Raw genomic sequence first — 25,104 nt, forward strand, 5'->3', positions numbered from 1 at the left:
GCCCCTTCACCCGTCTACCGCGCGGGCCAGGGCACCTCCGGGGAGTGGTAGTAGTCGATGCCCAGGGCGTCCCAGCGGGGACCCTGGGCCGCCAGCCGCTCCTTGTACGCGCCCCAGTCGTGGGTGCCGGCCGGGGACCAGCCGAGCTCCGCGATGCCCGGGAGGCGGGGGAAGGCCATGTACTCGAGGTGCGCGGAGGTCTTGAGGGTCTCCGTCCACAGGGGTGCCTCGACGCCGAGGACCGAGTCCGCGGGCGCGCCCTGGAGGTAGCTGCCCGGGTCCCAGTCGTAGGAGCGCCGGACGTCGACGTAGCCGGCCCAGGACAGGCCCAGCGGCGTGTTCTTGTCGTACTTCATGTCGAGGTAGGCGCGGTCGGCGGGCGACAGGATCAGCCGGGTGCCGTTCCTGGCGGCGTCGGCGACCTGGGCGCGTTCCGCGGCTCCCGTCTTGTCGTAGCCCCAGTACTGGGCGACCGCGTCCTTCGCCGGGTGCGCCCCGGTCAGCTGGTGCCAGCCGATCACGGTCTTGCCGTACTTGGCGACCACCGGCTGCACCTTGTCCATGAAGGCGACGTAGTCGTCGTGGCTGGTGGAGTGCGCCTCGTCACCGCCGATGTGGAGGTAGCGGCCGGGGGTGAGCGCGGCGATCTCGCGGATCACGTCGTCGATGAAGTCGTACGTGACCTTCTTCGGCACGCACAGCGAGCTGAAGCCGACGCTGGTGCCGGTGTACAGCGGCGGTGCCTGCCCGTTGCAGTTGAGCTCGGCGTAGGAGGCCAGCGCGGCGTTGGTGTGGCCGGGCATGTCGATCTCGGGGACGACGGTGAGATAGCGGTCCGCGGCGTAGCGGACGATCGCCCGGTAGTCGTCCTTGGTGTAGTAGCCGCCGGGGCCGCCGCCGACCTGCGTGGAGCCGCCGTACGTCGCCAGCCGCGGCCAGGACTTCAGGGCGATCCGCCAGCCCTGGTCGTCGGAGAGGTGCAGGTGCAGCCGGTTGACCTTGTACATCGCGAGCTCGTCGATGTACCGCTTGACCTGCGCGACGGTGAAGAAGTGCCGGGAGACGTCGAGCATCGCGCCGCGGTGGGCGTAGCGCGGGGTGTCGGCGATGGTGCCGCCGGCGACGCGCCAGGGGCCCGCCTGCTCGGTGCGCCGCTCGACGGCCGTGGGCAGCAGCTGGCGCAGCGTCTGCACGCCGTGGAAGAGGCCGGCGGGCCGGGCCGCGCTGATCGTCACCGCGCGGCTGCCGGAGCTGAGCCGGTAGCCCTCCGCGCCCAGTCCCGCGGTGCCGCGCCCGCCGAGCCGCAGCACGATGCCGTCGCCGTCGCGGGTGGTGACGGGCAGCGCGTAGCCGGTGGAGGGGCGCAGCACGCCGGCCAGGTAGCCGGCGATCCGCCGGGCCTCGGCCGAGCCGCCGGGGATCCGGATGCCGGTGCGGTCGGTGAGCGTGTAGGGGTCGCCCCCCGGTCGTACGGACGCCGGGGCGGGCACGACCCGGTCGAGGGGGGCGGTGGCCGCGGCGGCCTGGGCGCGGGGCGCCGCCGGTACGCCGGCGGCCCCCATCCCCGCCGCGGCGACCAGCAGCAGCGAGAACAGCATTCTTCGTCGTCTCATCGACGGTCCCTTCGGCGAAGGTCGTACATGGCGTGGAGCGACGGAACGGTGACCATGCGTACCGTGAGCCTGATATCCGGTCAAGGTGTAGACCACTTTCCCGCCGCCAAACCGGGTACCTGCCCGATTCCGGGCAGATTTCTTGCGAAAGCGGGCGGCGCCCCGCAGTATCGACGGGTGCTCGAACGCCGTAACCGCAGCGCAGACGCGCCGCATGAAGACCTGGTGGACCACCTGGTGCGCAGCACACCGCTGCAGCGCGGTGAGGCCGCCCGGGTGGTGCTCGACGTGCTGGCGTACTTCGACGAGACGACGGAGGAATTCGTCCGCCGGCGCCATCGCGAGCTGCAGTCCCTGGGGCTGCGCAACGAGGAGATCTTCGAACGGATCCGCCACGAGATGCCGCACCGCGCCGTGGCCCCGCCCGATCTCTCGGCTCGCCAGCTGCGCCGCCTCGTCTACGGCTGACGCCCCGGCAGGGGCCGGTCACCACAACCGACACAACATCTTTCTCGGAGGGTCACTGTATGTGCGGGATCGTCGGATACATCGGCAAGCGTGACGTTGCTCCGCTGCTGCTGGAGGGCCTCCAGCGCCTGGAGTACCGCGGCTACGACTCGGCCGGCATCGCCATCCACGCGAGCGGTACCGGCAAGGCCGCGGGCCTGAAGACCGCCAAGGCCAAGGGCCGGGTCCGGGAGCTGGAGTCCCGGCTGCCGAAGCGCTTCGCCGGCACCACCGGCATCGCGCACACCCGCTGGGCCACCCACGGCGCGCCCACCGACGAGAACGCCCACCCGCACCTCGACACCGAGGGCAAGGTCGCGGTCGTCCACAACGGCATCATCGACAACGCCTCCGAGCTGCGCGCCCGGCTGACCGCCGACGGCATCGTCTTCGCCTCCGAGACCGACACCGAGGTGCTGGCCCACCTGATCGGCCGCTCCACGGCCGAGAAGCTGGAGGAGCGGGTCCGCGAGGCGCTGCGGCACATCGAGGGCACCTACGGCATCGCCGTGCTGCACGCCGACTTCCCCGACCGCATCGTCGTCGCCCGCAACGGCTCCCCGGTCGTCCTCGGCATCGGCGAGCACGAGATGTTCGTCTCCTCGGACGTCGCCGCGCTGGTCTCGCACACCCGCCAGGTCGTCACCCTCGACGACGGCGAGATGGCCACCCTGAAGGCCGACGACTACCGCACGTACACCACCGAGGGCTCGCGGACCACGTCCGCCCCGGAGACCGTCGAGTACGCGGCCGAGTCGTACGACCTGGGCGGCCACGACACGTACATGCACAAGGAGATCTCCGAGCAGGCCGACGCGGTGGACCGCGCGCTGCGCGGCCGGATCGACGACCGCTTCTCCACCGTGCACCTCGGCGGCCTGAACCTCGACGCCCGCGAGGCGCGCACCATCCGCCGGGTGAAGATCCTGGGCTGCGGCACCTCGTACCACGCGGGCCAGATCGGCGCGCAGATGATCGAGGAGCTGGCCCGCATCCCCTCGGACGCCGAGCCGGCCTCCGAGTTCCGCTACCGCGACCCGGTCGTGGACCCCGACACGCTGTACGTGGCGGTCTCGCAGTCCGGTGAGACCTACGACGTGCTGGCGGCCGTCCAGGAGCTCAAGCGCAAGGGCGCGCGGGTGCTGGGCCTGGTGAACGTGGTGGGCTCGGCGATCGCCCGGGAGACCGACGGCGGCATCTACGTGCACGCCGGCCCCGAGGTCTGCGTGGTCTCCACCAAGTGCTTCACCAACATGGTGGTCTCCTTCGCGCTGCTCGCCCTGCACCTCGGCCGCATCCGCGACCTGTCCGTCGCGGACGGCAAGCGGATCATCGAGGGCCTGCGCAAGCTGCCCGGCCAGATCGACGAGATCCTCAAGGGCGAGGAAGAGATCAAGAAGCTGTCGGCGCGCTACGCGGACGCCAAGTCGATGATGTTCATCGGCCGGGTGCGCGGCTACCCGGTGGCCCGCGAGGCGTCCCTCAAGCTCAAGGAGGTCTCGTACATCCACGCCGAGGCGTACCCGGCCTCCGAGCTCAAGCACGGCCCGCTGGCGCTCATCGAGCCCGCGATGCCGACCGTCGCGATCGTGCCGGACGACGACCTGCTGGAGAAGAACCGCGCCGCGCTGGAGGAGATCAAGGCCCGCAGCGGCCGCATCCTGGCCGTCGCGCACCAGGAGCAGGAGAAGGCCGACGACACGATCATCGTGCCGAAGAACGAGCCCGAGCTGGACCCGATCCTGATGGGCATCCCGCTCCAGCTGCTCGCCTACCACACGGCCCTGGCCCTCGGCCGCGACATCGACAAGCCCCGCAACCTGGCCAAGTCCGTCACGGTGGAGTAACCCCGGAGCCCGGAGCGGCGAGGGTTCAGTCACCGGGGGCCGGCGGCTGCGTCGCGCGTGCCACCATACGCGCGACGCCGCCGCCTCCCCTGTGCCGGCGTCGCCCGACGCCGGCGGGATGCCGCCGCCCCGGGAACCGTCACCTCCCGGCCGGCAGCACGCAGTTGCCGTGCGCGCGGCCGCCGGGCCCGTGAAGCGGCGCGCCCACGTGACCGTTTTCTACCCATCACAAGCGCACAATTCACCTCTGGCATCAGCAGAGTTGGCGATTCCGACTGCGCGGAACGTCCATACCGCGCCCTCAACTGTGCGGGTGGCGCGAAGAGTTGACGCGTCAGGGAATGACGATGACCGGGCGCTGCGCGCGCCGGGCCAGCCGTCCGGCGACCGTGCCGAAGATGCGGCCGACGATGCCGTGCGTGGAGCCGACCACGATCGCGTCGGCCTCGTACTCCCGGCCGACCTCCTCCAGCTCGTGGCAGATGTCGCCGCCGCGCTCGACGAGGATCCAGGGGACCTCGCTGAGGTGATCGGCGCAGGCCAGCTCCAGACCGAGCACCTCGGTGCGGTGATCGGGCACGTCCACGAAGACCGGCGGCTCACAGCCCGCCCACACGGTCGTCGGCAGCCGGTTGGCCACATGGACGATGATCAGGCCGGCTCCGTGGCGCCGGGAGATACCGATTGCATACGCCAACGCTCGCTCGCTCGACATGGAGCCGTCGAAGCCGACCACGACGCCGTGCCGGAAGGCGGGGTCGCAGGAGCGTCGGGTTTCTTCCGCCGCTTCCAGGTCCGCCAGGGGATCGGCGACCTGCTTGCGGTCCGCGGGTTCGGGAATTTCGTGACCGGCCATTGGTGTCTCGGCGAGGACGTCCTCTTGCGGAGGGGCGAACGGGGAGCGGCGATTGACTTGATCCGGCAGTTGACTGAGCTGGCTCGATGGAGGCGCGGGAGCCATAGTTCAAAGAGGAACGATACGACTGGGAATCATCTTCCCAACCCGATACCCCAAGAGTACGGCGCCACTCCCCCGCTGCCCAGAGCCCGCCGCGGGCGCCTGGCGCCCGTGCGGGCCGGGTCGGGGCTCGAACGTTCCCCGGAGCATGCCGGAGCGTGGCCCGGATGGCAATGCCCCGGCCTGCCCCCGTACGTACCCACTCGCGGTGACCCATGATCGCCGGCGGCGTTGTAGTAGCAGCCCGTCCGAGGGGAGCGCGAGGTGCCGTTGCCGCCCGACAGATCACCCGACCCAGTGAGCGATGTCGTGCGCTGGGGCGCGTTCAGCTGCGCCCTGGTGCCCCTGGTGCTGATCATCAGCGGCGCCTCCTGGATCGGCGCGCTCGGCACCGCCGCCGGTCTCGCCGCGGTGACCTGCACCTGTCGCGCTCTGTTGCGGCAATCCGAACGGACCGCCGCGCGGCTGCGTACCCGGGCCCTGCGGCGACACCGGGACAGAAGGGTGCATTCGACACCGTCGGCGCACGGAGGCGGACGCCACTCCGACCGGCGTACGCCGGTCGACTGAGGCGTCCGCAAGTCTGCGCGCGACCGTTTTCAGCCAACTTCCAGGCCGGTCCTCCACCTTGCCCCCGGTACCCCCCAACCCTGGTGTGAGCAGGGAGGAAAGGACCGACGGGCATGGTTGTGCCCTACTTCGAACGGGCAGAGCCGAGACGCGTACTTCCCATGTAGGCCCGACGAGTGGAACGCTTCGTGATCGAATGCTTCGCGCCAAGTTGCCATATCGACATACCAGCGGGTGGTGAACTTGGCACTCCATCCTCACGGAACACAGTAGATTCGATCTTGGTAGTAACGGCGGGGGAACTGTGCAGGACCGAGAGGGCGAGACGACCGAGGGGGGCTTAAGTGCCATGAGCCAGGACTCCGCTGCCGTACCAGATGCCGCACGCAAGCTCGCCGCCCGACGACGCCGCGAAATAGTCGCGGTGCTCCTCTTCAGTGGCGGCCCCATTTTCGAGAGCTCCATTCCGCTCTCGGTCTTCGGCATCGACCGACAGGACGCCGGCGTTCCGCGGTACCGGCTTCTTGTGTGCGCTGGCGAAGATGCGCCTTTGCGCACGACCGGGGGGCTCGAACTGTCCGCCCCCTACGGGCTGGAGGCGATCTCCCGTGCCGGGACGGTCGTCGTACCGGCCTGGCGTTCCATCACCCAGGCCCCGCCGCCCGCCGCGCTCGACGCGCTGCGCCGCGCGCACGAAGAAGGGGCCAGGATCGTCGGGCTGTGCACGGGGGCGTTCGTCCTCGCCGCGGCCGGACTGCTCGACGGCCGCCCGGCCACCACCCACTGGATGTACGCGCCGACGCTCGCCAAGCGCTACCCGTCCGTCCATGTGGACCCCCGCGAGCTCTTCGTCGACGACGGCGACGTGCTCACCTCCGCGGGGACGGCGGCCGGCATCGACCTGTGCCTGCACATCGTGCGCACCGACCACGGCGCGGACGCCGCCAACGCGCTGGCCCGCCGGCTCGTCGTACCGCCCCGCCGGACCGCCTCCGACCTGGGGCACCAGCGCTACCTCGACCGGTCGTTACCAGAAGAGATCGGCGCCGACCCGCTCGCCGAGGTCGTCGCCTGGGCGCTGGAGCACCTCCACGAGCAGTTCGACGTGGAGACGCTGGCCGCGCGCGCGTACATGAGCCGGCGCACCTTCGACCGGCGGTTCCGCTCCCTCACGGGCAGCGCTCCGCTGCAGTGGCTGATCACCCAGCGGGTGCTGCAGGCCCAGCGGCTGCTGGAGACCTCCGACTATTCGGTCGACGAGGTCGCCGGGCGCTGCGGGTTCCGTTCGCCGGTCGCGCTGCGCGGCCACTTCCGGCGGCAGCTGGGCGCCTCGCCCGCCGCCTACCGCGCGGCCTACCGCGCGCGCCGGCCGCAGGGCGGGGGCTCCGAGCCCGCGCTCAGACCCGAGCGGGCCGAGCGGCCGGAGCGTGAGCGGGCGGCGCTGGGTGCGGGCGGTGCGGAGCGGTTCGCCGCCGCCGCGCTGGCCGGACACGGTCTGGCGGCCGTCGAAACGGGCGAGGCGGGCAAACCGCAGTCGGACGCCTACGCCTCCCGGCTGCCGGAGACCCCGGTCGGCCGGACCGCGGGACGCCCCGTACTCCCCGGTCAGCGCGAGCGCCCCGTAGGGTGAGACGTATGAACGATCGCATGGTGTGGATCGACTGCGAGATGACCGGACTCTCGCTGGCGAATGACGCGCTCATCGAGGTGGCCGCACTGGTCACCGACTCGGAGCTGAATGTGCTGGGCGACGGGGTGGATGTGGTGATCCGCCCCCCGGCCGAGGCACTCGGCACCATGCCGGAGGTGGTGCGCCAGATGCACACCGCCTCCGGGCTGCTGGCGGAGCTGGACGGCGGTACGACGCTGGAGGCGGCCGAGGCGCAGGTGCTCGCCTATATCAAGGAGCACGTGCCGGAGCCGGGGAAGGCGCCGCTGTGCGGCAATTCCGTCGGCACCGATCGCGGCTTCCTGCTGCGCGACATGGCGACGCTGGAGAGCTACCTCCACTACCGGATCGTCGATGTCTCGTCCGTGAAGGAACTGGCCCGGCGCTGGTACCCGCGGGCCTACTTCAACAGTCCGGAGAAGAACGGCAACCACCGGGCGCTGGCGGACATCCGCGAATCCATCGCGGAGCTCCGCTACTACCGGGAGGCGGTCTTCGTACCGCAGCCCGGCCCCGACTCGGACACCGCGAAGGCCATCGCCGCCAAGCACGTCCTGCCGGCCGAACCCCAGCCGGCGCCGCAGTCCGCACCGTCCTCGTGACACCCCCGGTGCTGTCTTCCGGGTCACCGCCCGACCAGGTGTGACCCGGAAGACACGCCCGCGCCGCCCCGGCGGGAAACCTGGGCGCGAGCACCCCTCCGGACCCTGTACACTTTTTCTCAGCCGGTGGGGAAAAAGAACCACACAGCACCGGTCATGGTGGGTATAGCTCAGCTGGTAGAGCACCTGGTTGTGGTCCAGGATGTCGCGGGTTCAAGTCCCGTTACTCACCCCACTTCAAGGCCCCCGACCTCAGGTCGGGGGCCTTGAACGTTTCCGGGTTGCCGGGGATCAGTAGCCGACGGTGAAGCGCGCGCCGAGGTGGCGCGGCCGCTCGATCTCGTCGAGGACGGCGACGGCGTAGTCCTCCGTGGAGATCCGGCTGTCGCCCTCGGCGTCGGTGATCAGGTCGTCGGTGGCGGTGCGGTAGCTGCCGGTGCGCTCGCCGGGGGCGATGGTGGCGGCCGGGCTGAGGTTGGTCCAGCGCACGTCGGAGACGGAGCGGTAGAAGTCCAGCGCGTCGCCGTGGGCGTGCATGATCTGCAGCAGGAACTCGGGCAGTCCCTCGGCGTCCCAGACCTGCTTGCCGTCGGGCGTACGGAGCGAGCCGGCGCCGCCGACGGTGATCAGGCGGGGCGCCGCGTCGCCGAGGGTGCGCAATCCGGCGACCAGGGATTCCGCGGCGGGGCGGATGGTGGCGACGTGGCCCGGCCCGTCGCCGCCGCCGACCGCGCTGACCACGACGTCGTGGCCCTCGGCCACGGCGGCGACGGCGGCCGGGTCGAGGACGTCGCCGGTGGTCACGGTCAGGTCCGGGTGGCTCGTGGTGATCTTCGCGGGGTCGCGGACGACCGCGGTGACCCGGTGACCGCGCTGCAGGGCCTCGTTCAGGATGCGGCTGCCGATGCTTCCGTTGGCCCCGAAGAGAGCGATCGTGGACATGGTGGATCTCCCAGCGTTTCGATGTGTCCGGTGGTCGGTGGGTCCGGTTCCGCGGACTTCCGTTTTCCGTCAGCGGCCGTGCTGACGTCTTCTACGCTACGGGTGAGAACGGGGCATTTCGGGGTGACGAGGGGACCAGTGATGGTCAAAAAGCGACAGGAGGGCGGGGAGGGCGTGCCGGAGATCCCGGAGGTGGCGTTCTCCGCGCCGGCCGGGCGGCCGGCGGGCGTGGAGGTGATGACGCTCGCCGAGCTGCGCGGGCGGGCGGACGCCTGCCAGCTGTCCACCCCGCACCGCCCCGGCTTCCACCACCTGCTGCTCCTGGAGCGGGGGCGGCTGGTGCACAGCGTCGACTTCCGCGCGCACCCGCTCGCGCCGGGCGACCTGCTGTGGTCCCGGCCGGGGCAGGTCCAGCACTTCGGCGACCTGGCGGGCGCGGAGGGGCGGCTGGTGCTCTTCGAGTCCGGCTTCCTGGACCCGGCGACCGCGGCCGCCGCCCGGATCGAGGACTGGTACGGGCCGCCCGTACGGCACCTGGAGGGCGCGGCGGGACGGCGGCTGGAGGAGGCGATGCGCCAGCTGCACCGCGAGTTCGGGGCCCTGGGCGGGCTGCCGCTGCCCGTCCATCTCGACGTGCTGCGGCACCTGCTGGCCGTGCTGGTGCTGCGGGCCGCGCATCCCGGCGGGGCGGCGGACGGCGGGGCGGAGGGCTGCGCGGCGAGCGCGACGTTCCTGCGCTTCCGGGACGCGGTGGAACGGGACTTCGCCCGCAGTCGCCGGGTCGCCGACTACGCCCGCGCGCTGGGCTACGCGCCGCGCACCCTCTCGCGGGCCACCGAGGCCCGGGCGGGCGTCGGGGCGAAGGAGTTCATCGACCGGCGGGTGGAGCTGGAGGCCAAACGGCTGCTGGCGCACGGCGACCGGTCGGCGGCCCGGATCGCGGGCCGGCTGGGCTTCGCCGACGCCACCAACTTCAGCAAGTTCTTTCAGCGGCGGACCGGCAGCACGCCGATCGCCTTCCGGGTGGCGGTACGCGGCGGGGCGCAGCGGGTGGGGGGAAGCCCGCCGCGCCCCGCCCAGGGCCTGCCCGGCGGTTCGTCCAGGCCCTGAGGGACGGTGGTCCGGGTGCTTGGGGGCCGGACCTCCGGTGGGGGGTCAGCCGGTGTAGGCGCCGAACGCCTTGGTGAAGGCCAGCGGGCTCTGCGGGACGGAACTGCAGGTCGGCTGGGCGGAGTTGCCGGAGCCGCCGGGGCACGCCTTGTCGCGGGTCGACGACCACATCGACAGCCAGCCCAGGTGCTTGTCCTTGGCGAACTTCACCAGCTCGGTGGCGTCGTCGGTCTTGAAGACCTCGCTCTGGACGTCGTTGACGCCGATCATCGGTGTCACCGCGACGGCCTTCCAGGCGGCCGCGTCGCTCAGTCCGAGCGCCTTCTTGATCTGGCCCTGGGTGGCGGTGGCTGCCTTGGTGGCGTAGGTGCCCATGTCGCCGCTGTAGGAGGGGCCGTAGTCCATCGCCATGATGTTCACGGCGGAGACCTTGACGCCGTTCTTCTTGGCGTCGGCGACCAGGTTCACGCCGTCCTGGGTGAGGCCCTCGGGCATGACCGGGAGGGTGAAGGACACGTCCAGGCCCGGGTGCGCCTTCTGGAGCTGGGCGACGGCCTGGGCGCGGCGGGTGTTGGCGGCGGTGTTGGGCAGGGCGCCGCCCTCGATGTCGAAGTCGACCTTGGTGAGCTTGAACTGGTCGATGACCTTGCCGTACGCGGCGGCCAGTTCGCCCGCGGAGCCGCAGGCCACGCCGAGTTCGGAACCGTTGGCGCCGCCGAAGGAGACCCGGACGTCGCCGCCGGCCCGGCGCAGCGCGGGTATCTGCTTGGCCACCGGGTCGTTGCCCAGCTCGACCGAGCCGCCCCACTTCGGCGTACAGCCGCCGCCGGAGGTGACGAAGGCGAGGTTGAAATTCTTCACCCCGGTCTTCTTGGCGGTGTCGGCCAGGTCGTGGGCGGGCGAGAGCGAGGTGTCGACGTACGGGGCGAAACCGGCCGCGGCCTTGGCGCGGGCGGCGGGGGCCTGCGGCGCCTTGGTGGCCATGGCGGATCCGGCGATGGCGAACGCGCCGCCGGCCGCGACGGCCACGGCCGCGCCGGTCACGATCAGCTGGGTGGTGCGGCTCTTGCGCCGGCGGTGTGCCGAGGAACTCATCTCGTGCCTGCCTGTCGTCTGCGTGGGGGGTGGCTGGGATGCACCGGGGTGCGTCCCGCACGCTAGCGGCAGGGAAACGGACAAATGCCGGTATCCGTACGGTGGTTGGCGGAATTATGGCCGCCTTAAGGAAGCGGAAGGGAGTGGTTAAGACCTCCGGCGTATGCCCGGTGCGTGGGCGCTCAGGAGCCGGGGCGGGTGGCCCGCCGCCCCCGGCGGCCGAGGGTGCGGCGCAGCCGGTGGCCGCGGCGTTCGCCGGGCCCTTCGCGCCGGCCGTCGAGCGCCAGCCAGACGCGTACCTCGGTGCCGCCGAGGACGGAGCGGCCGAGGCGCACGTCGCCGCCGGTGGATTCGGCCAGCCGGCGCACGATGTCCAGGCCGAGGCCGGTGGAGCCTCCTTCCGTCACCGCTGGGCCCTGTCCCCGGCCGCCGCCCGACCAGCCGCGGCGCAGGGCCGCGTCGGGGTCGGCGATGCCCGGGCCGGCGTCCGAGACCAGCACGATGACGGCCTCTTCGGCGTTGTGGACGTCGACCGCGAAGGCGGTGCCCTCCGGGGTGTGCCGGAAGACGTTGCCGAGCATCGCGTCGAGGGCGGCGGCGAGGTCGGGGCGGGCGACCGGGAGGCGTACCGGGCGGTCCGCGCCGGCGACGCGGACCGTACGGCCCTCGTCCTCGGCGAGCGCCGACCAGAAGGCCATCCGCTCGCGGATCACCTCGGCGGCGTCGCAGCCGGCCGCGGCGGCCGCCTGCCGGGTGTGTGCCTGCTGCTCGCGGGCGGTGCGGATGATCTGGTCGACCTCGCGCTCCAGTTGGGCGACGGCGGCCCGGGTCTGGTCGGCGTCCGGGGTGTCGCCGAGTGAGGCGGCGTTGAGCCGCAGCACGGTCAGCGGGGTGCGCAGCCGGTGCGAGAGGTCGGCGGCCAGTTCGCGTTCGTTGGCGAGCAGTTGGACGACCTGGTCGGCCATCGCGTTGAAGGCGGCGGCCGCCAGCCGCAGTTCCTTGGGGCCGTCCTCCGGGACGCGTACGCCGAGCTTGCCGCGGCCGAGGTCGTGGGCGGCGTCGGCGAGCCGCTCGGCGGGCCGCACCATCCGGGTGCCGAGCCGGTCGGCGACCGCGACCGAGCCGATGACCAGCGCGAGTCCGACGGCGGCCAGCACGGCCCAGGAGGTGGTGACGCCGTTGGTGAGCGCGGCGTCGGGCACGAAGACCTCGACGACCGCGATGCCGGAGGCGACGGCGGTGGGCTGGAGGAGCGAGGAGCCGCCGGGGACCGGCGAGATGGAGGCCCGGCCGAGCTTGGCGGCGGCCGCCACATCGGCCGGGGCGGCGCGCCGGACGCCGATCTCGGCGGGCCCGCCGTTCCTGCCGTTGGCCGGGACGTGGACGCCGATCCGGCCGCCGGGGCCGGTCTCGGCGCTGGCGACGGCCCGTTCCAGCTGGGCGCGGTCGGTGGTGATGGCGAGCACCGGGCCGATGGTGGCAGCCTGCCGTTCGGCGCTGCCGTAGGCGCGGTCGCGGGCCAGTTCCTTGACGACGAGTCCGAGCGGGACGGCGAAGGCGACCACGACCATCGTGGTGACCGCCAGCGCCACCTTGACCAGGGCCCATCTCACGGCGTCCCGGCCTTCTCCCCCGGACTCCGTCGGGGGGCGTCCCCCGCCGGCAGGCACCCCCCGCTCACTGTGGCGGCTCCAGCTTCACGCCGACCCCGCGCAGGGTGTGCAGGTAACGGGGCTTGGCCGCGGTTTCGCCCAGTTTGCGGCGGAGCCAGGACAGATGGACGTCGATGGTCTGGTCGTCCCCGTAGGACTGCTGCCAGACCTCGGCGAGCAGTTCCTTGCGGGCCACGACGACGCCGGGGCGGCCGGCGAGGAAGGCCAGCAGGTCGAACTCGCGGCGGGTGAGGTCGAGCGCGGTGCCGTCGAGTTCGGCCTGGCGGCGCAGCGGGTCGATGGACAGGCCGCCGACCTGGATCACTCGTGAGGGGGGTTCCGCGCCCGCCGCGCCGGCCCGGGAGCGGCGCAGGACCGCCGTCATGCGGGCGGAGAGGTGCTCGACGGAGAAGGGCTTGGTGAGGTAGTCGTCGGCGCCGTCGTTCAACAGCCGTACGATCTCGGCCTCGTCGTCCCGGGCGGTGGCGATGATCACCGGGACGTCGGTGATCCCGCGCAGCATCTTCAGCGCCTCGCCCCCGTCCAGGTCGGGCAGGCCGAGGTCGAGGATGACCACGTCGAAGCCGACCTGGGCCACCTCGCGCAGCGCCTCCAGGGCGGTCCCGACGCTGCGTACCGCATGGCCGGCGTCGGTCAGATGCCGGATGAGCGCCGAGCGTACGAACTGGTCGTCCTCGACCACGAGCACACGTGCCATGGGCGGCACCGTACGCCATTCGGGCGCTTTCCTTGACCGGGGATTGACACCGGAAGGGGGTGCTCCGCCGCGGTGGACCGGCTGCGACGGGGCGGGCGGGTGGTGCAGTATGAGCTGAATGCAACGAGGACTGGTTCACGCGGCGGCCTGGACGCTGGCGACCGGGGCCGCGGTCACCCTGTCGTGGTTCGGCGTGCACACCGTGCTGTCCGGCACGGCGTACGACGCACCGCGCGCGCTGTCGCTGGCCGACCAGGTGGGCGCCTCGGCGGCGGACGGCGGGGCCACCCCGCAGGTCTCCTCCACCCACCGCCCCAAGCCGTCCGCCTCGTCCAGCCCGTCCCCCACCGCCGGCCGGTCCGCGAAGTCGGCCACGCCGTCCCACGGCGGTGGCGCGCCCACGCGGCGCCCGGCCGCCACGCCGCGGGCCGGCGCGGGCCCGGCCTCGGACGGCGAGGTCAAGAGCTACTCCACGGCGGGCGGCCGGGTCGTCTTCGACATGGGCGGCTCCTCCGCCGAGCTGGTGTCGGCGACGCCGAACTCGGGCTGGGAGATGCAGGTGTGGAAGCAGAACGAGTGGATCCGGGTCGACTTCTCCGGCAGCGGGGCGCACACCTCGGTGTTCTGCACCTGGAACGGCCATCCGCCGATGGTGCAGACGACCCACAACGGGACCTGACGGGCCGGCTCAGTCGAAGGTCTTGGCGGGCGGGGCCGGGGAGGCCACCGCGGTGGCGTCGGTCACCGGGGCGGCGCCGGCGGTGAAGTCCCGCAGCGCCCGGCCGTGTTCGACCCGCGCCGCCTCGGGGTCGGTCGCCGCGCGCCGGGTCAGTTCGGCGAGCGGCAGCGCCGTGTCGGAGGCCAGCAGGACCGCGTTGCCGAAGCGCTTGCCGCGCAGCACGGCCGGGGCGGCGGTGAGGCAGAGTTCGGGGAAGACCGCGGCGACGGTGGCGAGCTGGCCGCGCAGGAAGCGCAGCGGCGGCCCGTCGGTGAGGTTGGCCGCGTAGCTGCCGCCGGGCCGCAGCGCCCGGCGGACGTCCGCCACGAACTCGGTGCTGGTCAGGTGTGCGGGGGTGCGGGCGCCGCCGAAGACGTCGGCGATGATCAGGTCGGCCCAGCCGTCGGGGACCTTGGCCAGGCCCGCGCGGGCGTCCCCACCGCGCACCCGTATGCGCCAGCCGCTGTCCAACGGCAGCTGCCGGCGCACGAAGTGGACGAGCGGCCCGTCGATCTCGACGACCTGCTGGGTGGACCGGGGGCGGGTCGCGGCGACGTAGCGGGCGAGGGTCAGCGCACCGCCGCCCAGATGGACGACGTGCAGCGGCTTGCCGGGCGGGCCGGCGAGATCGACGATGTGGCCGAGCCGGCGCTGGTAGGAGAAGTCGAGGTGGGCCGGGTCGTCGAGGTCCACGTGGGACTGCGGGGCGCCGTCGATCAGCAGCGTCCAGCCGCGCGGCCGGTCCCGGTCGGGCCGCAGCTCCGCGAGCCCGCCGTCCACCGTCTCCGTGACGGCCTCCACTCCCCCGCGCCCGCTCCTCGCCATGCGTCCAGTATGACCGGTCCCCCGGACGGTCGTATCCGCTGGTCAGAGCGGTGCGGCAGCCGACTGTGCAGGGCACAGTGGCGGACCACCCGCGACCGAGGCCGGGGAGGTCCGCCGACTGCACATCATGACCCGCGCCGGTCCGATGGGGTGCCGGACCGGCTGGAGGGTCACCTGTTGATGCAGACGTTCCCGAACGCCGGGTTCAGCAGCGCGGCCACGTTGATGCTGTTGCCGCACACGTTGATCGGGATGTTGATGGGAACCTGGATCACGTTCCCGCTGAGGACACCCGGAGAACCTGCCGCGAAACCGGCGGCGTTGGCACCGCCACGGTGGCCGTAGAAGCTGCGGTAGCCGAAGTCACTCCGGTAGTCACCGTGGTGGTGACGGCCGTGGTGGCCGTTTCGGCCGTGGTCACCGCGATTGCCACCGTGGTGACCGTCACCACTGGCAGATGCGATGCCCGCGCCACTGACCACCAGGGTGCAGCTGGCCGCGGCGATCGCGGCGGTCTTGATAAACCGCTTCATCCCATTCTCCTTTCAGTTCGCGAATGGGGCACCCGGTCATAACGAACGAAATACGTCAGGGATGCGGACGTTCCCTCTTCCGTGAAATGCTTAGCCCTTTCGGCAGCAATCGTTAACTCCACTGGCAGCACCCGGCCAAGACGCGCACCCTGCGCATTCCGCCGTTCGGGACCCCCGGCCGGGGCCCGGGCGTGCCTGCCGCGGTTTCCAACATGATTTCTGTCAGAGTGCTCTCCTGTTTGACTGATAGAAGTCGGAGAGGAAGACATGCGGAAGTCGATGGACCGCACCGGGCGCGGCGTCGTGTGCGCGCTGGCGTCCTTGGCATTGTCCGCCGCCCTGACTCCGGCGGCCGCCGCACCGGCCCCCGGTGAATCCGCGCGCATTCCTTTCGGCGAACGCTTTCACGTGACCCAGCACGGCGGGATCGCGCGAGCCGCCAACTCGGCGATCACCTGCGGGCGGAGCGAGAGCCGCGCGGCCGCCTCGTGTGCCGCGGCCCGGCACGGCGGCGCCGGCACCAACGGCCGCTACCGGATGACGTACATCGACGTCGACTCCGACCGGCGCACCGACAACTCCAGCACCGCGGAACTGCCCGTCCCGGCCGGCTCCCGGGTCAGCTACGCCCGGCTGTACTGGGGCGGCAACCTGCGGGCCGGCCGGCGGAAACCGGCGGGGAACAACGGCCGGGTGCTGATCGCCGCGCCCGGCGGCCGCTACCGGGAGCTGCGCGCCGACACCCTGACCGGCCACCGCACGACCTCCGCCACCGACGGCTACCAAGCCTCCGCGGACGTCACCCGCCTGGTGCGCCGAAGCGGCGCGGGCGCCTACACGGTGGCGCAGATCGACGCGGCGACGGGCCGTTCCCGGGCCGGCGCCTGGGGCGGCTGGACGCTGGTGGCCGTGTACGAGAACAAGAAGGAGCCACTGCGCCGGCTCGCGCTGTGGGACGGTTTCGAGCGGCCGGGCCGGGCCCGCCGCGCACTTTCGGTCCGTATGCAGGAACTGCGGATCCCGGCGCATTCGCACGGCAGGGTCGGTGTGGTGGCGTATGACGGGGACCGCGGAACGGGAAAGGAGCGGCTCCTGGTCCGGGCCGACGGGCGCCACCCGTATGCCCTGCGCGATGGCGCCAACCCGTCCCGGGACGTGATGAATTCGACGATCACCGAATTCGGCCGGGACTCCGTACGGAAGCCCGCCTACCGCAATACTCTCGGGCTCGATTCCGATGTATTCGACCTGTCGCCCGCGCTGCGTTCCGGCGCCGATCGGCTCAATTTCCGCTTCACCGCCCGCAATCCGGGATATCTGCTCGGCGCGTTCTTCGTCCAGGCCGACACCAGACGCTGAGCCGTACTCCCCGGAATTCCGGGAGCGCCCGGCGCCTACCCGACCGGTCCACCAAGAGTCCGCAGAGAGTTCCGTCCGCTCGGAATCAGGGGAGCACTGCGTGCCGGCACAAGACCTGCCGTACCGGAAGCGGCCGGAGAGCGCGGACGTACCGCACGCCGCCCGGGTGCGGCCCCCGTCGACGGCCCCCCGGCCGCCGGCCACCGCGGTCCACCCGCCGCGCGGGCCGGCCCGGGAGACCCTGCCGCCGCCCCGGCCCTGCCGCGGCACCCGGCCGGGGACCGTCCTCGCGCTGATGACCGCCGACTGCCTGGCCACCGGGGGCGCCGCACTGGCCCTCCTCGGTCCCGGTACGGCGCCCGCGCTGCTCGGCGCCCTGCTGCCGCTGCTGCTCGCGCTGCACACCCACGCCGGGCTGTACCGCCCAGGCCCGGCCCCGGCCGCGCTGGGCGATCTGCCGGCGCTGCTGGGCCGGGCCGCCGTCTGCTGGTGCGCGGCGGCCGCACTGCTCGCCGGCGTACGCCCCGAACGGGCCCTGCCGCCCGCCCTGCTGGTGGCCGCGGTGGCCGCCCACGCCGTGCTGGCCTGTTACGGCCGGGCCACGGTCTACCGGGCACGCCGCAACCTCGCCCGCCGCCGGCCGCGCGCCGCACTGATCGTCGGCACCGACCCCGCGGCCCGGCAGCTGGCCGGCGTGCTGCTGGGCCACCCCGAGTACGGCCTGGAGCCGGTGGGCCTGGTCACGCCCGCGTCGATGCTGCCCGCGCCGCCCGGACCGGCCGGTGCCGCACTGCCGCTGCCCCGGCTCGGCTCGCCGCAGGACATCGCCCGCGCCGTCATCCGGCACACCGTGCGGGACGTGGTGTTCACGGTGTCCCCGTACGCCGATCCGCACACCGCCGCGCTGCTGCGCAGCTTCGTCGACCAGGGGTCGGCCGTCTGGCTGGCCGGCGCGGCGGCCGCCCGCGAGGGCAACCCGCCGCACCGGGAGACCGACCACCTGCGGGGCTTCGCCTGCCGGCGGCTGGACACCGGGCCGCCGCGGCACGGCAGCCGGGTCAAGCGGACGCTGGACGTCGTGGTGGCCGCGGCCCTGCTGCCGGCCGCGGCGCCGCTGCTGCTGGGCTGCGCCCTGGCGGTGCGGCTCGCCGACGGGCCGGGCGTGCTCCACCGGCAGGAGCGGGTCGGCCGCGGCGGCCGCACCTTCACCCTGCTGACGTTCCGTACCGCGCGGAGCCGGGTCGGGCGGCTGCTCGCCCGTACGTCGCTGGCCGGGCTGCCGCAGCTGTGGAACGTGCTGCGCGGGGACCTCAGCCTGGTCGGGCCGCGCCCCGAGCGCCCCGGCGCCGTCCAGCAGTTGACCCAGCACCACCCGGAGTACGCCGCCCGGCTCCGGATGCCGCCCGGCCTCACCGGGCTCGCGCAGGTGCACGCGCGGCGCGGCGGCACCTCCACCGAGGACCGCGTCCGCCTCGACAACCTCTACATCGACAGCTGGTCGCTGTGGCAGGACCTGCGCCTCGTGCTGCGCACCGCGGGCTCGCTGTTCCGGGTGGGGGGCCGGTGAGCGCGGGCCGGGCGGGTGCACCGCCGGTGCCGGTGCGCGCCGGCACCGCCCTCCCCGTACGGGTCCGCCGGCCCCGTCCTCCGCTCGTCCGCTCGTCGCCGTCGTCGTCGCCGTCGTCAAAGGAAGGCCCGCCCATGCCCGATGCACCGGCGCCGCCGCGCGCCCCCGCGCCCGTACCCGCCGCCCACCGGGCCGCCCCGCCCCGGGCGCTGACGCACCACCCGGCCGGCGTCCCGGCCGCACCCCCCGCACCGACCCCGATCCCAGGAGGCATCGGATGAAGGTTCTGCATGTCATCACGGGCCTCGACATGGGCGGCGCCGAGCAGCAGTTGCGGCTGCTGCTGCGCCGGCTGCCCGCGCAGTGCGAGGTCGTCACCCTGACCGGCCCCGGCCCGGTCGCCGAGGGCATCGAGGCCGACGGCACCCCCGTCACCCACCTCGGCATGTCCGGGAACCACGACCTGACCGCGCTCCCCCGCCTGACCCAACTGATCCGCGCCGGCCGCCCCGACCTCGTCCACACCCACCTCTACCGGGCCTGCGTCTACGGGCGGGTCGCCGCCCGGCTGGCAGGCGTACGGACCGTGGTCGCCACCGAACACTCCCTGGGCGACGCGGTCATCGAAGGCCGCCGGCTGACCCGCGGCGTCCGTACGCTCTACCGGGCCACCGAGCGGCTGGGCGCGGCCACGGTCGCCGTGTCCGACACCGTCGCCGCGCGGCTGCGCCGCTGGGGCGTGCCCGAGGAGCGGATCCACGTGGTGCCCAACGGCATCGAGGCGCACCGCTTCGCCTTCGACCCGGCCGCCCGCGCCCTGGTCCGCGCCCGCCTCGGGCTGCCGGTGGACGCCTTCGTGGTCGGCGGCGCCGGCCGCCTGGTGCCCGGCAAACGGTTCGACGTCCTGGTCCGCGCGGTCACCCAGCTCCCCGGCGTGCACCTGCTGCTGGCCGGCGAGGGGCCCGAGCGGGAGACGCTGCGGCGGCTGGCGGAACAGTTCGGCTCGGGCGACCGCATCCACCTCCTGGGGGTCCGCGACGGCGCGGTCGACACCGGGCACGGCGGCCGGGCCGCGCCCACGGGCGACGGGCCCGACATCCCCGGCCTGCTCTCCGCCATCGACGTCTTCGTCTCGCCGTCCCCGGAGGAGGCGTTCGGGCTGGCCGTCCTGGAGGCGCTGGCGTCCGGCCTGCACGTGCTCTACGGCAGCTGCCCGGCGGTCGACGAACTGCCGCAGGAACAGGCGCCCGGCGCCCGGCGCTTCAGCCTCGGCGTCCACGAACTGGCCACCTCACTACGGGAGTTGCGGCGCGAGGGCCCGGGGCGCCTGACGGTCCCGCCGGTCGTCCGGCGCTACGACATCGCCCGCAGCGCCGAGGCGCTGACCGGCGTGTACGAGCAGGCGCTGGCCGCCGCCCCGGCCCGCCGGCGCCGTCCCGCACCGGTCCCCGCACCGGCGGTCCAGGCCCACCCGTCCGGCGTCGTCGCGCTGGCGGACCCGGCCCGGTCGCCCGCCCCGTCCCAGCTCTCCAACCGGTAGGCGGCCATGTTCCAGAACCTCAAGGAACGGGCGGCACGCGCCCGCTCGCCACGGCTGCCCCGCTGGTGGCCGCTGCCGCTGTGCGCACTGCTCGGCGCGGCCGGCGGCGCGTCGTACGGGCTGCTCACCCCGCCGTCGTACACCGCGACCGGCTACGTCGTCGTGACGCCCGCCAAGGACTCCGACCCGGCCGGCGCGCTCGGCTTCGCGCAGGCGTACGGGCAGATGGCGACGGGCGGCGCGGTGCTCGCCGAGGCGCACCGGGCCTCCGGGCTGCCGCTCGGCGCGCTGCGCGGGATCCGCACGACGACCGAGCCGGACGCCCCGGTCATCGAGATCACCGGCACCGCACGGACCCCGCACGCCTCGGCCGCACTCGCCGACGCGGTCGCCCGCGCACTGACCCGCACCGGCAACCGTGCCGCCACCCGCACCGGCGCCCACCTGCTGGCCCTCGCCCCGACCGCGGGCCCGGCCGACCCGGTGTCGCCGTCCGTGCCGCTGTCCACCGGGGTGGGCGGCTGCGCGGGCGGGCTGCTGGGCGGACTGCTGCTGCTCGTACGGCCGCGGGGCCGCTGGGAGACGGGCCACCGGGCCGGGCAGCCGGGGGTGATCCCCGCGCCGGCGCACAGCGCGGTCGCCTCGGGAGCCGTACCGGCGGCCGAGGGCGCCGTGCGGTGACGGCCCCGCCCCGGGACCGCTCCGCACGCACCTCAGCTCCCGCACGCACCACGGCTCCCGCACGCACCGCAGCTCCCGCACGCACCACACCGCACCGCACGACCAGAAAGCGCAGGACACACCCATGTACGACCTCGTGGTGGTGGGCGCCGGCCCCTACGGACTCTCGATCGCCGCGCACGCGGCCGCGGCCGGACTCCGGCTGCGGGTGCTGGGCCGCCCGATGGCCTCGTGGCACGACCACATGCCCGCCGGCATGCTCCTGACGTCCGGACCCCGGACCTCCAGCCTCTCCGCCCCGGGCGGCCGGCACACCCTCGCCGAGTACTGCGCCACCCGCGAACTGCCCGCCGAGGACGGCGTCCCACTGCCCCTGGACACCTTCACCGCGTACGGCAGCTGGTTCGGCGAACGGGCGGTGCCGCAGGTCGAGGACGTCACCGTCACCGCCGTCCGCCCGGACGGGGACGGCTTCCAGGTCCAGGCGGACACCGGCGAGCGGATCGCGACCCGCACCGTCGCGCTCGCGGTCGGGGCGGTGCCGTTCGCCCACCGCCCCTGGCCGCTGCTCGAACTGCCCCCGGAACTCGCCTCGCACAGCAGCGACCACCACGATCTGAGCCGCTTCGCCGGCCGGGACGTCGCGGTGATCGGCGCCGGCCAGTCCGCGCTGGAGACCGCGACGCTGCTGGCCGAACACGGCGCCAGGCCCTGCGTGGTGGCCCGGACCGGCCGGCTGCACTGGGCCGCCCCGGCGCATCCGTCCGTCCGCGGCCGGCTGCGCGCGCTGTGCTCCCCACGCTCCGGGCCAGGCGCCGGATGGCCCAACCGGGCCTGGTCACAGGCGCCCTGGGCGGTGCGCCGGCTGCCCCCGACGACCCGGCTGCGGCTCGCCGAGACCGTGCCGGGCCCGGCCGGCGCCTGGTGGCTGCGGGAACGCTTCGAGGCGGCGGTGCCGGCGCTGCTGAGCCACCGGGTCCGGCGCGCGACCGCCCACGGCGACGGGGTCCACCTCCATCTCACCCGTACGGATGGCCGCGCCGACACCCTCGCCGCCCACCATGTGGTGGCGGCCACCGGCTTCACGCCCGACGTGGGACGGCTGCGGCTGCTGCATCCGCGGGTGCGCACCACCCTGCGCACGGTGGGCGGCAGCCGTGCGCCGGAGCTGAACTGGGCCTTCGAATCGTCCTGGCCGGGGCTGTTCTTCGCGGGCCTGCTCGCCGCGCCGTCGTTCGGCCCGTCGATGCGCTTCGTGCACGGCACGGCCTTCACCGCCGCGCGGCTGCTGCGCGGCGTACAGCGGCGGATCGGCGACCGGCGCGGCGCCCCCACCATCCCCCGCCCGGCACGGGACGGCAGTCCCGCCACCGTCAGCGGCCCGGTCCCGGACACCGCCCCGGACACCGCGGCGGACGAGCCCGCGCACTGAGACGCCGGAAGGGGCCGCCGGTGTCCCCACCGGCCGGCCCCTTTCCTGCACGGGTTGCCTGTACGGGTTCCCTTACGGGTTTCCCTGTACGGGCAACTGTGGGCTCACTGGCAGCGGTCGACCGCCGCGATCGTGCGCGCGGCCTCCCCGAGCGCCGCGCGCAGGACGGCCGGGTCGGTGGCGGCGGCGCCGGCGCCCTCCGGGGGGACCAGCCAGCCGGTGCCGGTCACCGGGGGCTCCGGCGTGACCCCCTCCCCGCACAACGCGCCCAACGGGAGGCCCCGTCCGGAGGTCTGGGTGCAGGCGCTGCCCGGCACGTCCCAGCCGTCGGCCGTGCCCGCAGGCACCACGAAGCCGAGGGTGTCGCAGGCGCCGTCGTGCAGCACGGGGCCGACACCGTCCCGCAGCCGCAAGATGTCGACGGCCTCCAGCCCCTGCCGGGCGGGCACCGTGACGACGTCACAGGGCTGTGCCGGTACCACCACCGCCCCGCCGCCCGGGACGGTCTTCTTCCGCCGGCCCCCGGCCTGGCCCGCGGACCCGTTGCCGCCCCTGCTCACGCCGGTCTCCCACACGGAGAACCCCTCCTCCTGCATGTGCCGCACCCTTTACACCGAGTTCAACGGTCAGGCATGTCAACAGCTACGGCGGCGTAACGCTGCAAAGGATGGCAGTTCATGGCAGATCGAGCGCGAGATATCCGATTTGTAGCCAAACTGTGCGTATCGGAGCCGTCACAGCCGGTACGGTCGTCCCCGCCGCACCGCCAGGAGGCGGCATCGCCACAAGATGGCACGGAGAGGTTCCGCCATGGCGTCGCCAACAGCTCGATCAGCGTCGTCCCGCACCGTACCCGCCCGACCGAACACCGCTTTCCGACAGCTGCGCGGCCGGCTGTCACCGGGCGAGTTCGCGGCGGCGGTCCGACGGGCGGCCCGTGAGATCGGCGAGCAGGTCTCGTGCGACGCCCGCTATGTGGGTCGCGTCGAGTCCGGGGAGATCCGGTGCCCGAACTACGCCTACGAGCGGGTGTTCCGGCACATGTTCCCCGGGTTGACGCTGCCCGACATGGGCTTCGCGCCGCGCGAGGCGGTACGCGGACGGGGGGCGCGTACGCGGGCGGTCAGCGCCGCGCGCCTGGCAATCGAACCCGACAACCGCGATACCTGTATCCAGATCCACGAGGAGAGCGACGTGCTGCGTCGCGCGTTCATCACCGGCGGCCCGGCAGCAGCCCTGGGCTTCGCCGCACTGCACCCGATCGAGGCCGCTGCCGCCGTCGCGTCCTCCCATGTGCCGGGACCGCGCACGCCGGCCGTCAGCCGGGCCGGCGCGGCCGAGGCCACCGCCGTCGAACAAGCCGTACGCCGGATCCGGTTGCTGGACGACCGGCACGGCGCGGAGGGCATCTACCGCCGCGCCACCCAGCCGCTGCGCGCCGCCTATGAGCTGCTGGAATCCGATGTCCGGCACCGTTCGGTGTCCGACCGGCTGCATTCCGGCGCCGGTGAACTCGCCATCACCGTGGGCTGGTTGGCCCACGACTCGGGCCGCTTCGACGACGCCCGCTCGCACTACGCGGAGGCCCTGGCCACCGCCCGGGTCTGCGGCGACGCCGCCCTGGAGGCGCACGCCTTCTGCAACACGGCCTTCCTCGCCCGGGACGCCGGCCGGCCGCGCGAGGCGGTGCGCGCCGCCCAGGCCGCCCAGCAGGCCGCCAAGCAGCTCGCCTCGCCCCGGCTGCTGTCGCTGCTGGCGCTGCGCGAGGCGGGCGGCTGGGCGGGGCTGGCCGACCGTTCCGGCTGCGAGCAGGCACTGGCCCGCGCCGAGCGGCTGTTCGCGGCCGGGTGCCGGGACAGCGACCCGGAGTGGATGACGTTCTACGGCGAGGCGGAACTGGCGGGCCTGGAGGCGCAGTGCTGGTCGGCGCTGGGCGACGCGGAGCGCGCGGCGGATCACGCCCGGCGGGCGGTGGCGCTGCAGGATCCGCACTTCACCCGGAACATCGCCCTGTTCACCGCGGAGCTCGCGGGCGACCTCGCGGACAGCGGCGCGCCGGAGGAGGCCGCGATGGCCGGGATGCGGGTGCTGACGCTCCTGGAGCAGGTCCGCTCGGCCCGTATCCGCACGATGCTCGACGGCACGGCCCGGACGCTGCGGGCGTACCGGCACAGCGGCCCGGTCGCCGCGTTCCTGGAACGGCACGCGGCGTCGGCCGCCGCCGGGACCGGGCCGGTTGACCCGGACCCCGCGGACTGAACCGGCCGGGCGGCCGCACACTCCCGGTGCCGCTCCGCGCCGCTCGGCCCCCGCCGTCGGCCGTGCGCGCCGTCAGCCCAGGTGGCCGGTGTCGTTCCAGCGCTCGATGGCCGGCTCGCCGTAGGCCCAGCCGAGCACCGACAGGGACGTCGGCTCCAGCCGGATCCGGGCCGCGAACGAGATGTCCAGGCCCAGCCAGCGGGCACCGAGGGCGCGCAGGATGTGCCCGTGCGCGAAGACCAGCACGTCGCGCTCGGCCGACCGCGCCCAGGCAACGACCTCGTCCGCCCGTGCGGAGACCTCGGCCAGCGTCTCGCCCTCGGGCACCCCGTCGCGCCAGATGAGCCAGTCCGGCCGCCCGGCCTTGATCTCGGCCGGCGTCAGCCCCTCGTAGGCGCCGTAGTCGAACTCCATCAGCGCGTCCCACTCCTGCGCCCGGTCGCCGAAACCGGCCAGCTCGCAGGTCTCCTTCGCGCGCACCAGGGGGCTGGTGCGGACCTCGACGCCCGGCAGGCCGTCCCAGGGGGCGTGGTGCAGCCGCTCGCCCAGGAGCTTGGCGCCGCGCCGGCCCTCGTCCAGCAGCGGGATGTCCGTACGGCCGGTGTGCCTGCCGGAAAGGGACCACTCGGTCTGCCCGTGCCTGGCCAGGAATATGCGCGCTGCCATGGTCGTACCTCTCGCCGATGTACTCGGCCGATCGTTGCTCGGTGCGGGCGGCGTTGACCGCGGGACTTCCATTCTCCCGCACGGGAGCGGGCCGCCGGGGGCGGGGAGGGCAGGCAGGCGGGTAGGCCCGACGCCGGGGACCCGGGGTGGGGACCGTTCCGCCGCGGTGCGGGAGTGGCGGGTGGGATCCGCCACGGTGCGGGGAGGGGATGACGGGTGGGGTCCGCCGCGGTGCGGGGAG

The 25,104-nt window shown here is 73.8% G+C and carries 23 protein-coding genes, 1 tRNA gene and 1 pseudogene; 15 read left to right on the forward strand and 10 right to left on the reverse strand.

What is annotated here, in order from left to right; translation table 11 throughout:
• Window positions 1-14 precede the first annotated feature (14 nt).
• Window positions 15-1,613 (reverse strand): beta-N-acetylhexosaminidase, encoded by a 1,599-nt coding sequence (locus OO62_RS32905; protein ID WP_033271354.1) that lies wholly within the window; start codon window positions 1,611-1,613, stop codon window positions 15-17.
• A gap of 177 nt (window positions 1,614-1,790) precedes the next feature.
• On the opposite strand from OO62_RS32905, the gene OO62_RS32910 reads away from it, so the two are divergent.
• Entirely contained in the window at window positions 1,791-2,081 is a 291-nt protein-coding gene (locus tag OO62_RS32910) for a hypothetical protein (RefSeq protein WP_033271355.1), read from the forward strand.
• Between the two features lie 59 nt (window positions 2,082-2,140).
• The gene (gene glmS / locus OO62_RS32915; protein WP_033271356.1) at window positions 2,141-3,967 is read left to right on the forward strand and encodes a glutamine--fructose-6-phosphate transaminase (isomerizing); all 1,827 of its coding nucleotides are present in this window, start codon (window positions 2,141-2,143) and stop codon (window positions 3,965-3,967) included.
• A 334-nt stretch (window positions 3,968-4,301) separates the two neighbouring features.
• Here the strand turns inward: glmS and OO62_RS32920 are convergent, their stop codons facing one another.
• Window positions 4,302-4,823: a universal stress protein gene (locus tag OO62_RS32920; RefSeq protein WP_033271357.1), complete on the reverse strand. Its 522-nt coding sequence runs from the start codon at window positions 4,821-4,823 to the stop codon at window positions 4,302-4,304.
• Window positions 4,824-5,222: 399 nt separating this feature from the next.
• On the opposite strand from OO62_RS32920, the gene OO62_RS32925 reads away from it, so the two are divergent.
• The 4 genes from OO62_RS32925 (at window position 5,223) to OO62_RS32940 (ending at window position 8,001) form a co-directional block, all read left to right on the forward strand.
• Window positions 5,223-5,495: a hypothetical protein gene (locus OO62_RS32925; protein WP_078617482.1), complete on the forward strand. Its 273-nt coding sequence runs from the start codon at window positions 5,223-5,225 to the stop codon at window positions 5,493-5,495.
• A gap of 349 nt (window positions 5,496-5,844) precedes the next feature.
• Window positions 5,845-7,125: a GlxA family transcriptional regulator gene (locus OO62_RS32930; protein ID WP_033271359.1), complete on the forward strand. Its 1,281-nt coding sequence runs from the start codon at window positions 5,845-5,847 to the stop codon at window positions 7,123-7,125.
• A 5-nt stretch (window positions 7,126-7,130) separates the two neighbouring features.
• A complete protein-coding gene (gene orn, locus OO62_RS32935; protein WP_033271360.1) occupies window positions 7,131-7,766 on the forward strand; it encodes an oligoribonuclease in 636 nt (211 codons plus the stop codon).
• 159 nt (window positions 7,767-7,925) lie between these two features.
• A tRNA-His gene (locus OO62_RS32940) sits at window positions 7,926-8,001 on the forward strand.
• 56 nt (window positions 8,002-8,057) lie between these two features.
• On the opposite strand, the gene OO62_RS32945 is transcribed toward OO62_RS32940, so the two are convergent.
• Window positions 8,058-8,708 carry an NAD(P)-dependent oxidoreductase gene (locus OO62_RS32945; protein WP_033271361.1) on the reverse strand — a complete coding sequence of 217 codons (651 nt, stop codon included), beginning with the start codon at window positions 8,706-8,708 and terminating at the stop codon, window positions 8,058-8,060.
• Between the two features lie 141 nt (window positions 8,709-8,849).
• Between OO62_RS32945 and OO62_RS32950 the strand changes: the two genes are divergently transcribed.
• The gene (locus OO62_RS32950; protein WP_051733816.1) at window positions 8,850-9,818 is read left to right on the forward strand and encodes a helix-turn-helix domain-containing protein; all 969 of its coding nucleotides are present in this window, start codon (window positions 8,850-8,852) and stop codon (window positions 9,816-9,818) included.
• 45 nt (window positions 9,819-9,863) lie between these two features.
• Here OO62_RS32950 and OO62_RS32955 read toward each other — a convergent pair.
• From OO62_RS32955 to OO62_RS32965, 3 genes and pseudogenes are all read right to left on the reverse strand, one after another.
• Window positions 9,864-10,754, reverse strand: a pseudogene (locus OO62_RS32955) (chitinase); the annotation flags it as partial.
• A gap of 341 nt (window positions 10,755-11,095) precedes the next feature.
• The gene (locus OO62_RS32960; protein WP_033271363.1) at window positions 11,096-12,526 is read right to left on the reverse strand and encodes a sensor histidine kinase; all 1,431 of its coding nucleotides are present in this window, start codon (window positions 12,524-12,526) and stop codon (window positions 11,096-11,098) included.
• Between the two features lie 64 nt (window positions 12,527-12,590).
• Window positions 12,591-13,283 carry a response regulator transcription factor gene (locus tag OO62_RS32965; protein WP_033271364.1) on the reverse strand — a complete coding sequence of 231 codons (693 nt, stop codon included), beginning with the start codon at window positions 13,281-13,283 and terminating at the stop codon, window positions 12,591-12,593.
• A 118-nt stretch (window positions 13,284-13,401) separates the two neighbouring features.
• On the opposite strand from OO62_RS32965, the gene OO62_RS32970 reads away from it, so the two are divergent.
• Entirely contained in the window at window positions 13,402-13,962 is a 561-nt protein-coding gene (locus tag OO62_RS32970; RefSeq protein WP_033271365.1) for a hypothetical protein, read from the forward strand.
• A gap of 9 nt (window positions 13,963-13,971) precedes the next feature.
• On the opposite strand, the gene OO62_RS32975 is transcribed toward OO62_RS32970, so the two are convergent.
• Both OO62_RS32975 and OO62_RS32980 read right to left on the reverse strand, forming a co-directional pair.
• A complete protein-coding gene (locus OO62_RS32975; protein WP_033271366.1) occupies window positions 13,972-14,826 on the reverse strand; it encodes a spermidine synthase in 855 nt (284 codons plus the stop codon).
• A 170-nt stretch (window positions 14,827-14,996) separates the two neighbouring features.
• Window positions 14,997-15,359, reverse strand: coding sequence for a chaplin (locus OO62_RS32980; RefSeq protein ID WP_033271367.1), 363 nt, complete (start codon window positions 15,357-15,359; stop codon window positions 14,997-14,999).
• A gap of 267 nt (window positions 15,360-15,626) precedes the next feature.
• On the opposite strand from OO62_RS32980, the gene OO62_RS32985 reads away from it, so the two are divergent.
• From OO62_RS32985 to OO62_RS33005, 6 genes are all read left to right on the forward strand, one after another.
• Window positions 15,627-16,718, forward strand: coding sequence for a hypothetical protein (locus OO62_RS32985; protein ID WP_033271368.1), 1,092 nt, complete (start codon window positions 15,627-15,629; stop codon window positions 16,716-16,718).
• Window positions 16,719-16,818: 100 nt separating this feature from the next.
• On the forward strand, window positions 16,819-18,285 hold the full coding sequence (locus OO62_RS32990) for a sugar transferase (RefSeq protein ID WP_169748615.1): 1,467 nt from the start codon (window positions 16,819-16,821) through the stop codon (window positions 18,283-18,285).
• A gap of 134 nt (window positions 18,286-18,419) precedes the next feature.
• Entirely contained in the window at window positions 18,420-18,566 is a 147-nt protein-coding gene (locus OO62_RS39770) for a hypothetical protein (RefSeq protein WP_157850183.1), read from the forward strand.
• Window positions 18,563-19,825 (forward strand): glycosyltransferase, encoded by a 1,263-nt coding sequence (locus OO62_RS32995; protein ID WP_033271369.1) that lies wholly within the window; start codon window positions 18,563-18,565, stop codon window positions 19,823-19,825. Before OO62_RS39770 ends, OO62_RS32995 begins: the two co-directional genes overlap by 4 nt.
• Before the next feature lie 6 nt (window positions 19,826-19,831).
• Entirely contained in the window at window positions 19,832-20,506 is a 675-nt protein-coding gene (locus OO62_RS33000) for a YveK family protein (protein ID WP_033271370.1), read from the forward strand.
• A gap of 124 nt (window positions 20,507-20,630) precedes the next feature.
• Window positions 20,631-21,938 carry an NAD(P)-binding domain-containing protein gene (locus tag OO62_RS33005; protein ID WP_033271371.1) on the forward strand — a complete coding sequence of 436 codons (1,308 nt, stop codon included), beginning with the start codon at window positions 20,631-20,633 and terminating at the stop codon, window positions 21,936-21,938.
• Between the two features lie 104 nt (window positions 21,939-22,042).
• Here OO62_RS33005 and OO62_RS33010 read toward each other — a convergent pair whose 3' ends face one another.
• Entirely contained in the window at window positions 22,043-22,534 is a 492-nt protein-coding gene (locus OO62_RS33010) for a hypothetical protein (RefSeq protein ID WP_033271376.1), read from the reverse strand.
• A gap of 214 nt (window positions 22,535-22,748) precedes the next feature.
• On the opposite strand from OO62_RS33010, the gene OO62_RS33015 reads away from it, so the two are divergent.
• Window positions 22,749-24,197 carry an NsdA family TPR-like regulatory protein gene (locus tag OO62_RS33015; protein ID WP_033271372.1) on the forward strand — a complete coding sequence of 483 codons (1,449 nt, stop codon included), beginning with the start codon at window positions 22,749-22,751 and terminating at the stop codon, window positions 24,195-24,197.
• 72 nt (window positions 24,198-24,269) lie between these two features.
• On the opposite strand, the gene OO62_RS33020 is transcribed toward OO62_RS33015, so the two are convergent.
• The gene (locus OO62_RS33020; protein WP_033271373.1) at window positions 24,270-24,863 is read right to left on the reverse strand and encodes a histidine phosphatase family protein; all 594 of its coding nucleotides are present in this window, start codon (window positions 24,861-24,863) and stop codon (window positions 24,270-24,272) included.
• Window positions 24,864-25,104: the final 241 nt, after the last annotated feature.

This window comes from Streptomyces lydicus, assembly GCF_000717345.1.
Taxonomy (GTDB): Bacteria; Actinomycetota; Actinomycetes; order Streptomycetales; family Streptomycetaceae; genus Streptomyces; species Streptomyces lydicus.

What these genes read in the sequence shown, in the direction of transcription:
- OO62_RS33020 (WP_033271373.1), bottom strand. Translation starts at nt 24,863, where the DNA reads ATGGCAGCGCGCATATTCCTGGCCAGGCACGGGCAGACCGAGTGGTCC.
- OO62_RS39770 (WP_157850183.1), top strand. Translation starts at nt 18,420, where the DNA reads ATGCCCGATGCACCGGCGCCGCCGCGCGCCCCCGCGCCCGTACCCGCC.
- OO62_RS32965 (WP_033271364.1), bottom strand. Translation starts at nt 13,283, where the DNA reads ATGGCACGTGTGCTCGTGGTCGAGGACGACCAGTTCGTACGCTCGGCG.
- OO62_RS32985 (WP_033271368.1), top strand. Translation starts at nt 15,627, where the DNA reads ATGCGGAAGTCGATGGACCGCACCGGGCGCGGCGTCGTGTGCGCGCTG.
- OO62_RS32970 (WP_033271365.1), top strand. Translation starts at nt 13,402, where the DNA reads ATGCAACGAGGACTGGTTCACGCGGCGGCCTGGACGCTGGCGACCGGG.
- OO62_RS32920 (WP_033271357.1), bottom strand. Translation starts at nt 4,823, where the DNA reads ATGGCCGGTCACGAAATTCCCGAACCCGCGGACCGCAAGCAGGTCGCC.
- OO62_RS33005 (WP_033271371.1), top strand. Translation starts at nt 20,631, where the DNA reads ATGTACGACCTCGTGGTGGTGGGCGCCGGCCCCTACGGACTCTCGATC.
- OO62_RS33000 (WP_033271370.1), top strand. Translation starts at nt 19,832, where the DNA reads ATGTTCCAGAACCTCAAGGAACGGGCGGCACGCGCCCGCTCGCCACGG.
- OO62_RS32975 (WP_033271366.1), bottom strand. Translation starts at nt 14,826, where the DNA reads ATGGCGAGGAGCGGGCGCGGGGGAGTGGAGGCCGTCACGGAGACGGTG.
- OO62_RS32950 (WP_051733816.1), top strand. Translation starts at nt 8,850, where the DNA reads ATGGTCAAAAAGCGACAGGAGGGCGGGGAGGGCGTGCCGGAGATCCCG.
- OO62_RS32905 (WP_033271354.1), bottom strand. Translation starts at nt 1,613, where the DNA reads ATGAGACGACGAAGAATGCTGTTCTCGCTGCTGCTGGTCGCCGCGGCG.
- OO62_RS32980 (WP_033271367.1), bottom strand. Translation starts at nt 15,359, where the DNA reads ATGAAGCGGTTTATCAAGACCGCCGCGATCGCCGCGGCCAGCTGCACC.
- glmS (WP_033271356.1), top strand. Translation starts at nt 2,141, where the DNA reads ATGTGCGGGATCGTCGGATACATCGGCAAGCGTGACGTTGCTCCGCTG.
- orn (WP_033271360.1), top strand. Translation starts at nt 7,131, where the DNA reads ATGAACGATCGCATGGTGTGGATCGACTGCGAGATGACCGGACTCTCG.
- OO62_RS33010 (WP_033271376.1), bottom strand. Translation starts at nt 22,534, where the DNA reads ATGCAGGAGGAGGGGTTCTCCGTGTGGGAGACCGGCGTGAGCAGGGGC.
- OO62_RS32945 (WP_033271361.1), bottom strand. Translation starts at nt 8,708, where the DNA reads ATGTCCACGATCGCTCTCTTCGGGGCCAACGGAAGCATCGGCAGCCGC.
- OO62_RS32930 (WP_033271359.1), top strand. Translation starts at nt 5,845, where the DNA reads ATGAGCCAGGACTCCGCTGCCGTACCAGATGCCGCACGCAAGCTCGCC.
- OO62_RS33015 (WP_033271372.1), top strand. Translation starts at nt 22,749, where the DNA reads ATGGCGTCGCCAACAGCTCGATCAGCGTCGTCCCGCACCGTACCCGCC.
- OO62_RS32995 (WP_033271369.1), top strand. Translation starts at nt 18,563, where the DNA reads ATGAAGGTTCTGCATGTCATCACGGGCCTCGACATGGGCGGCGCCGAG.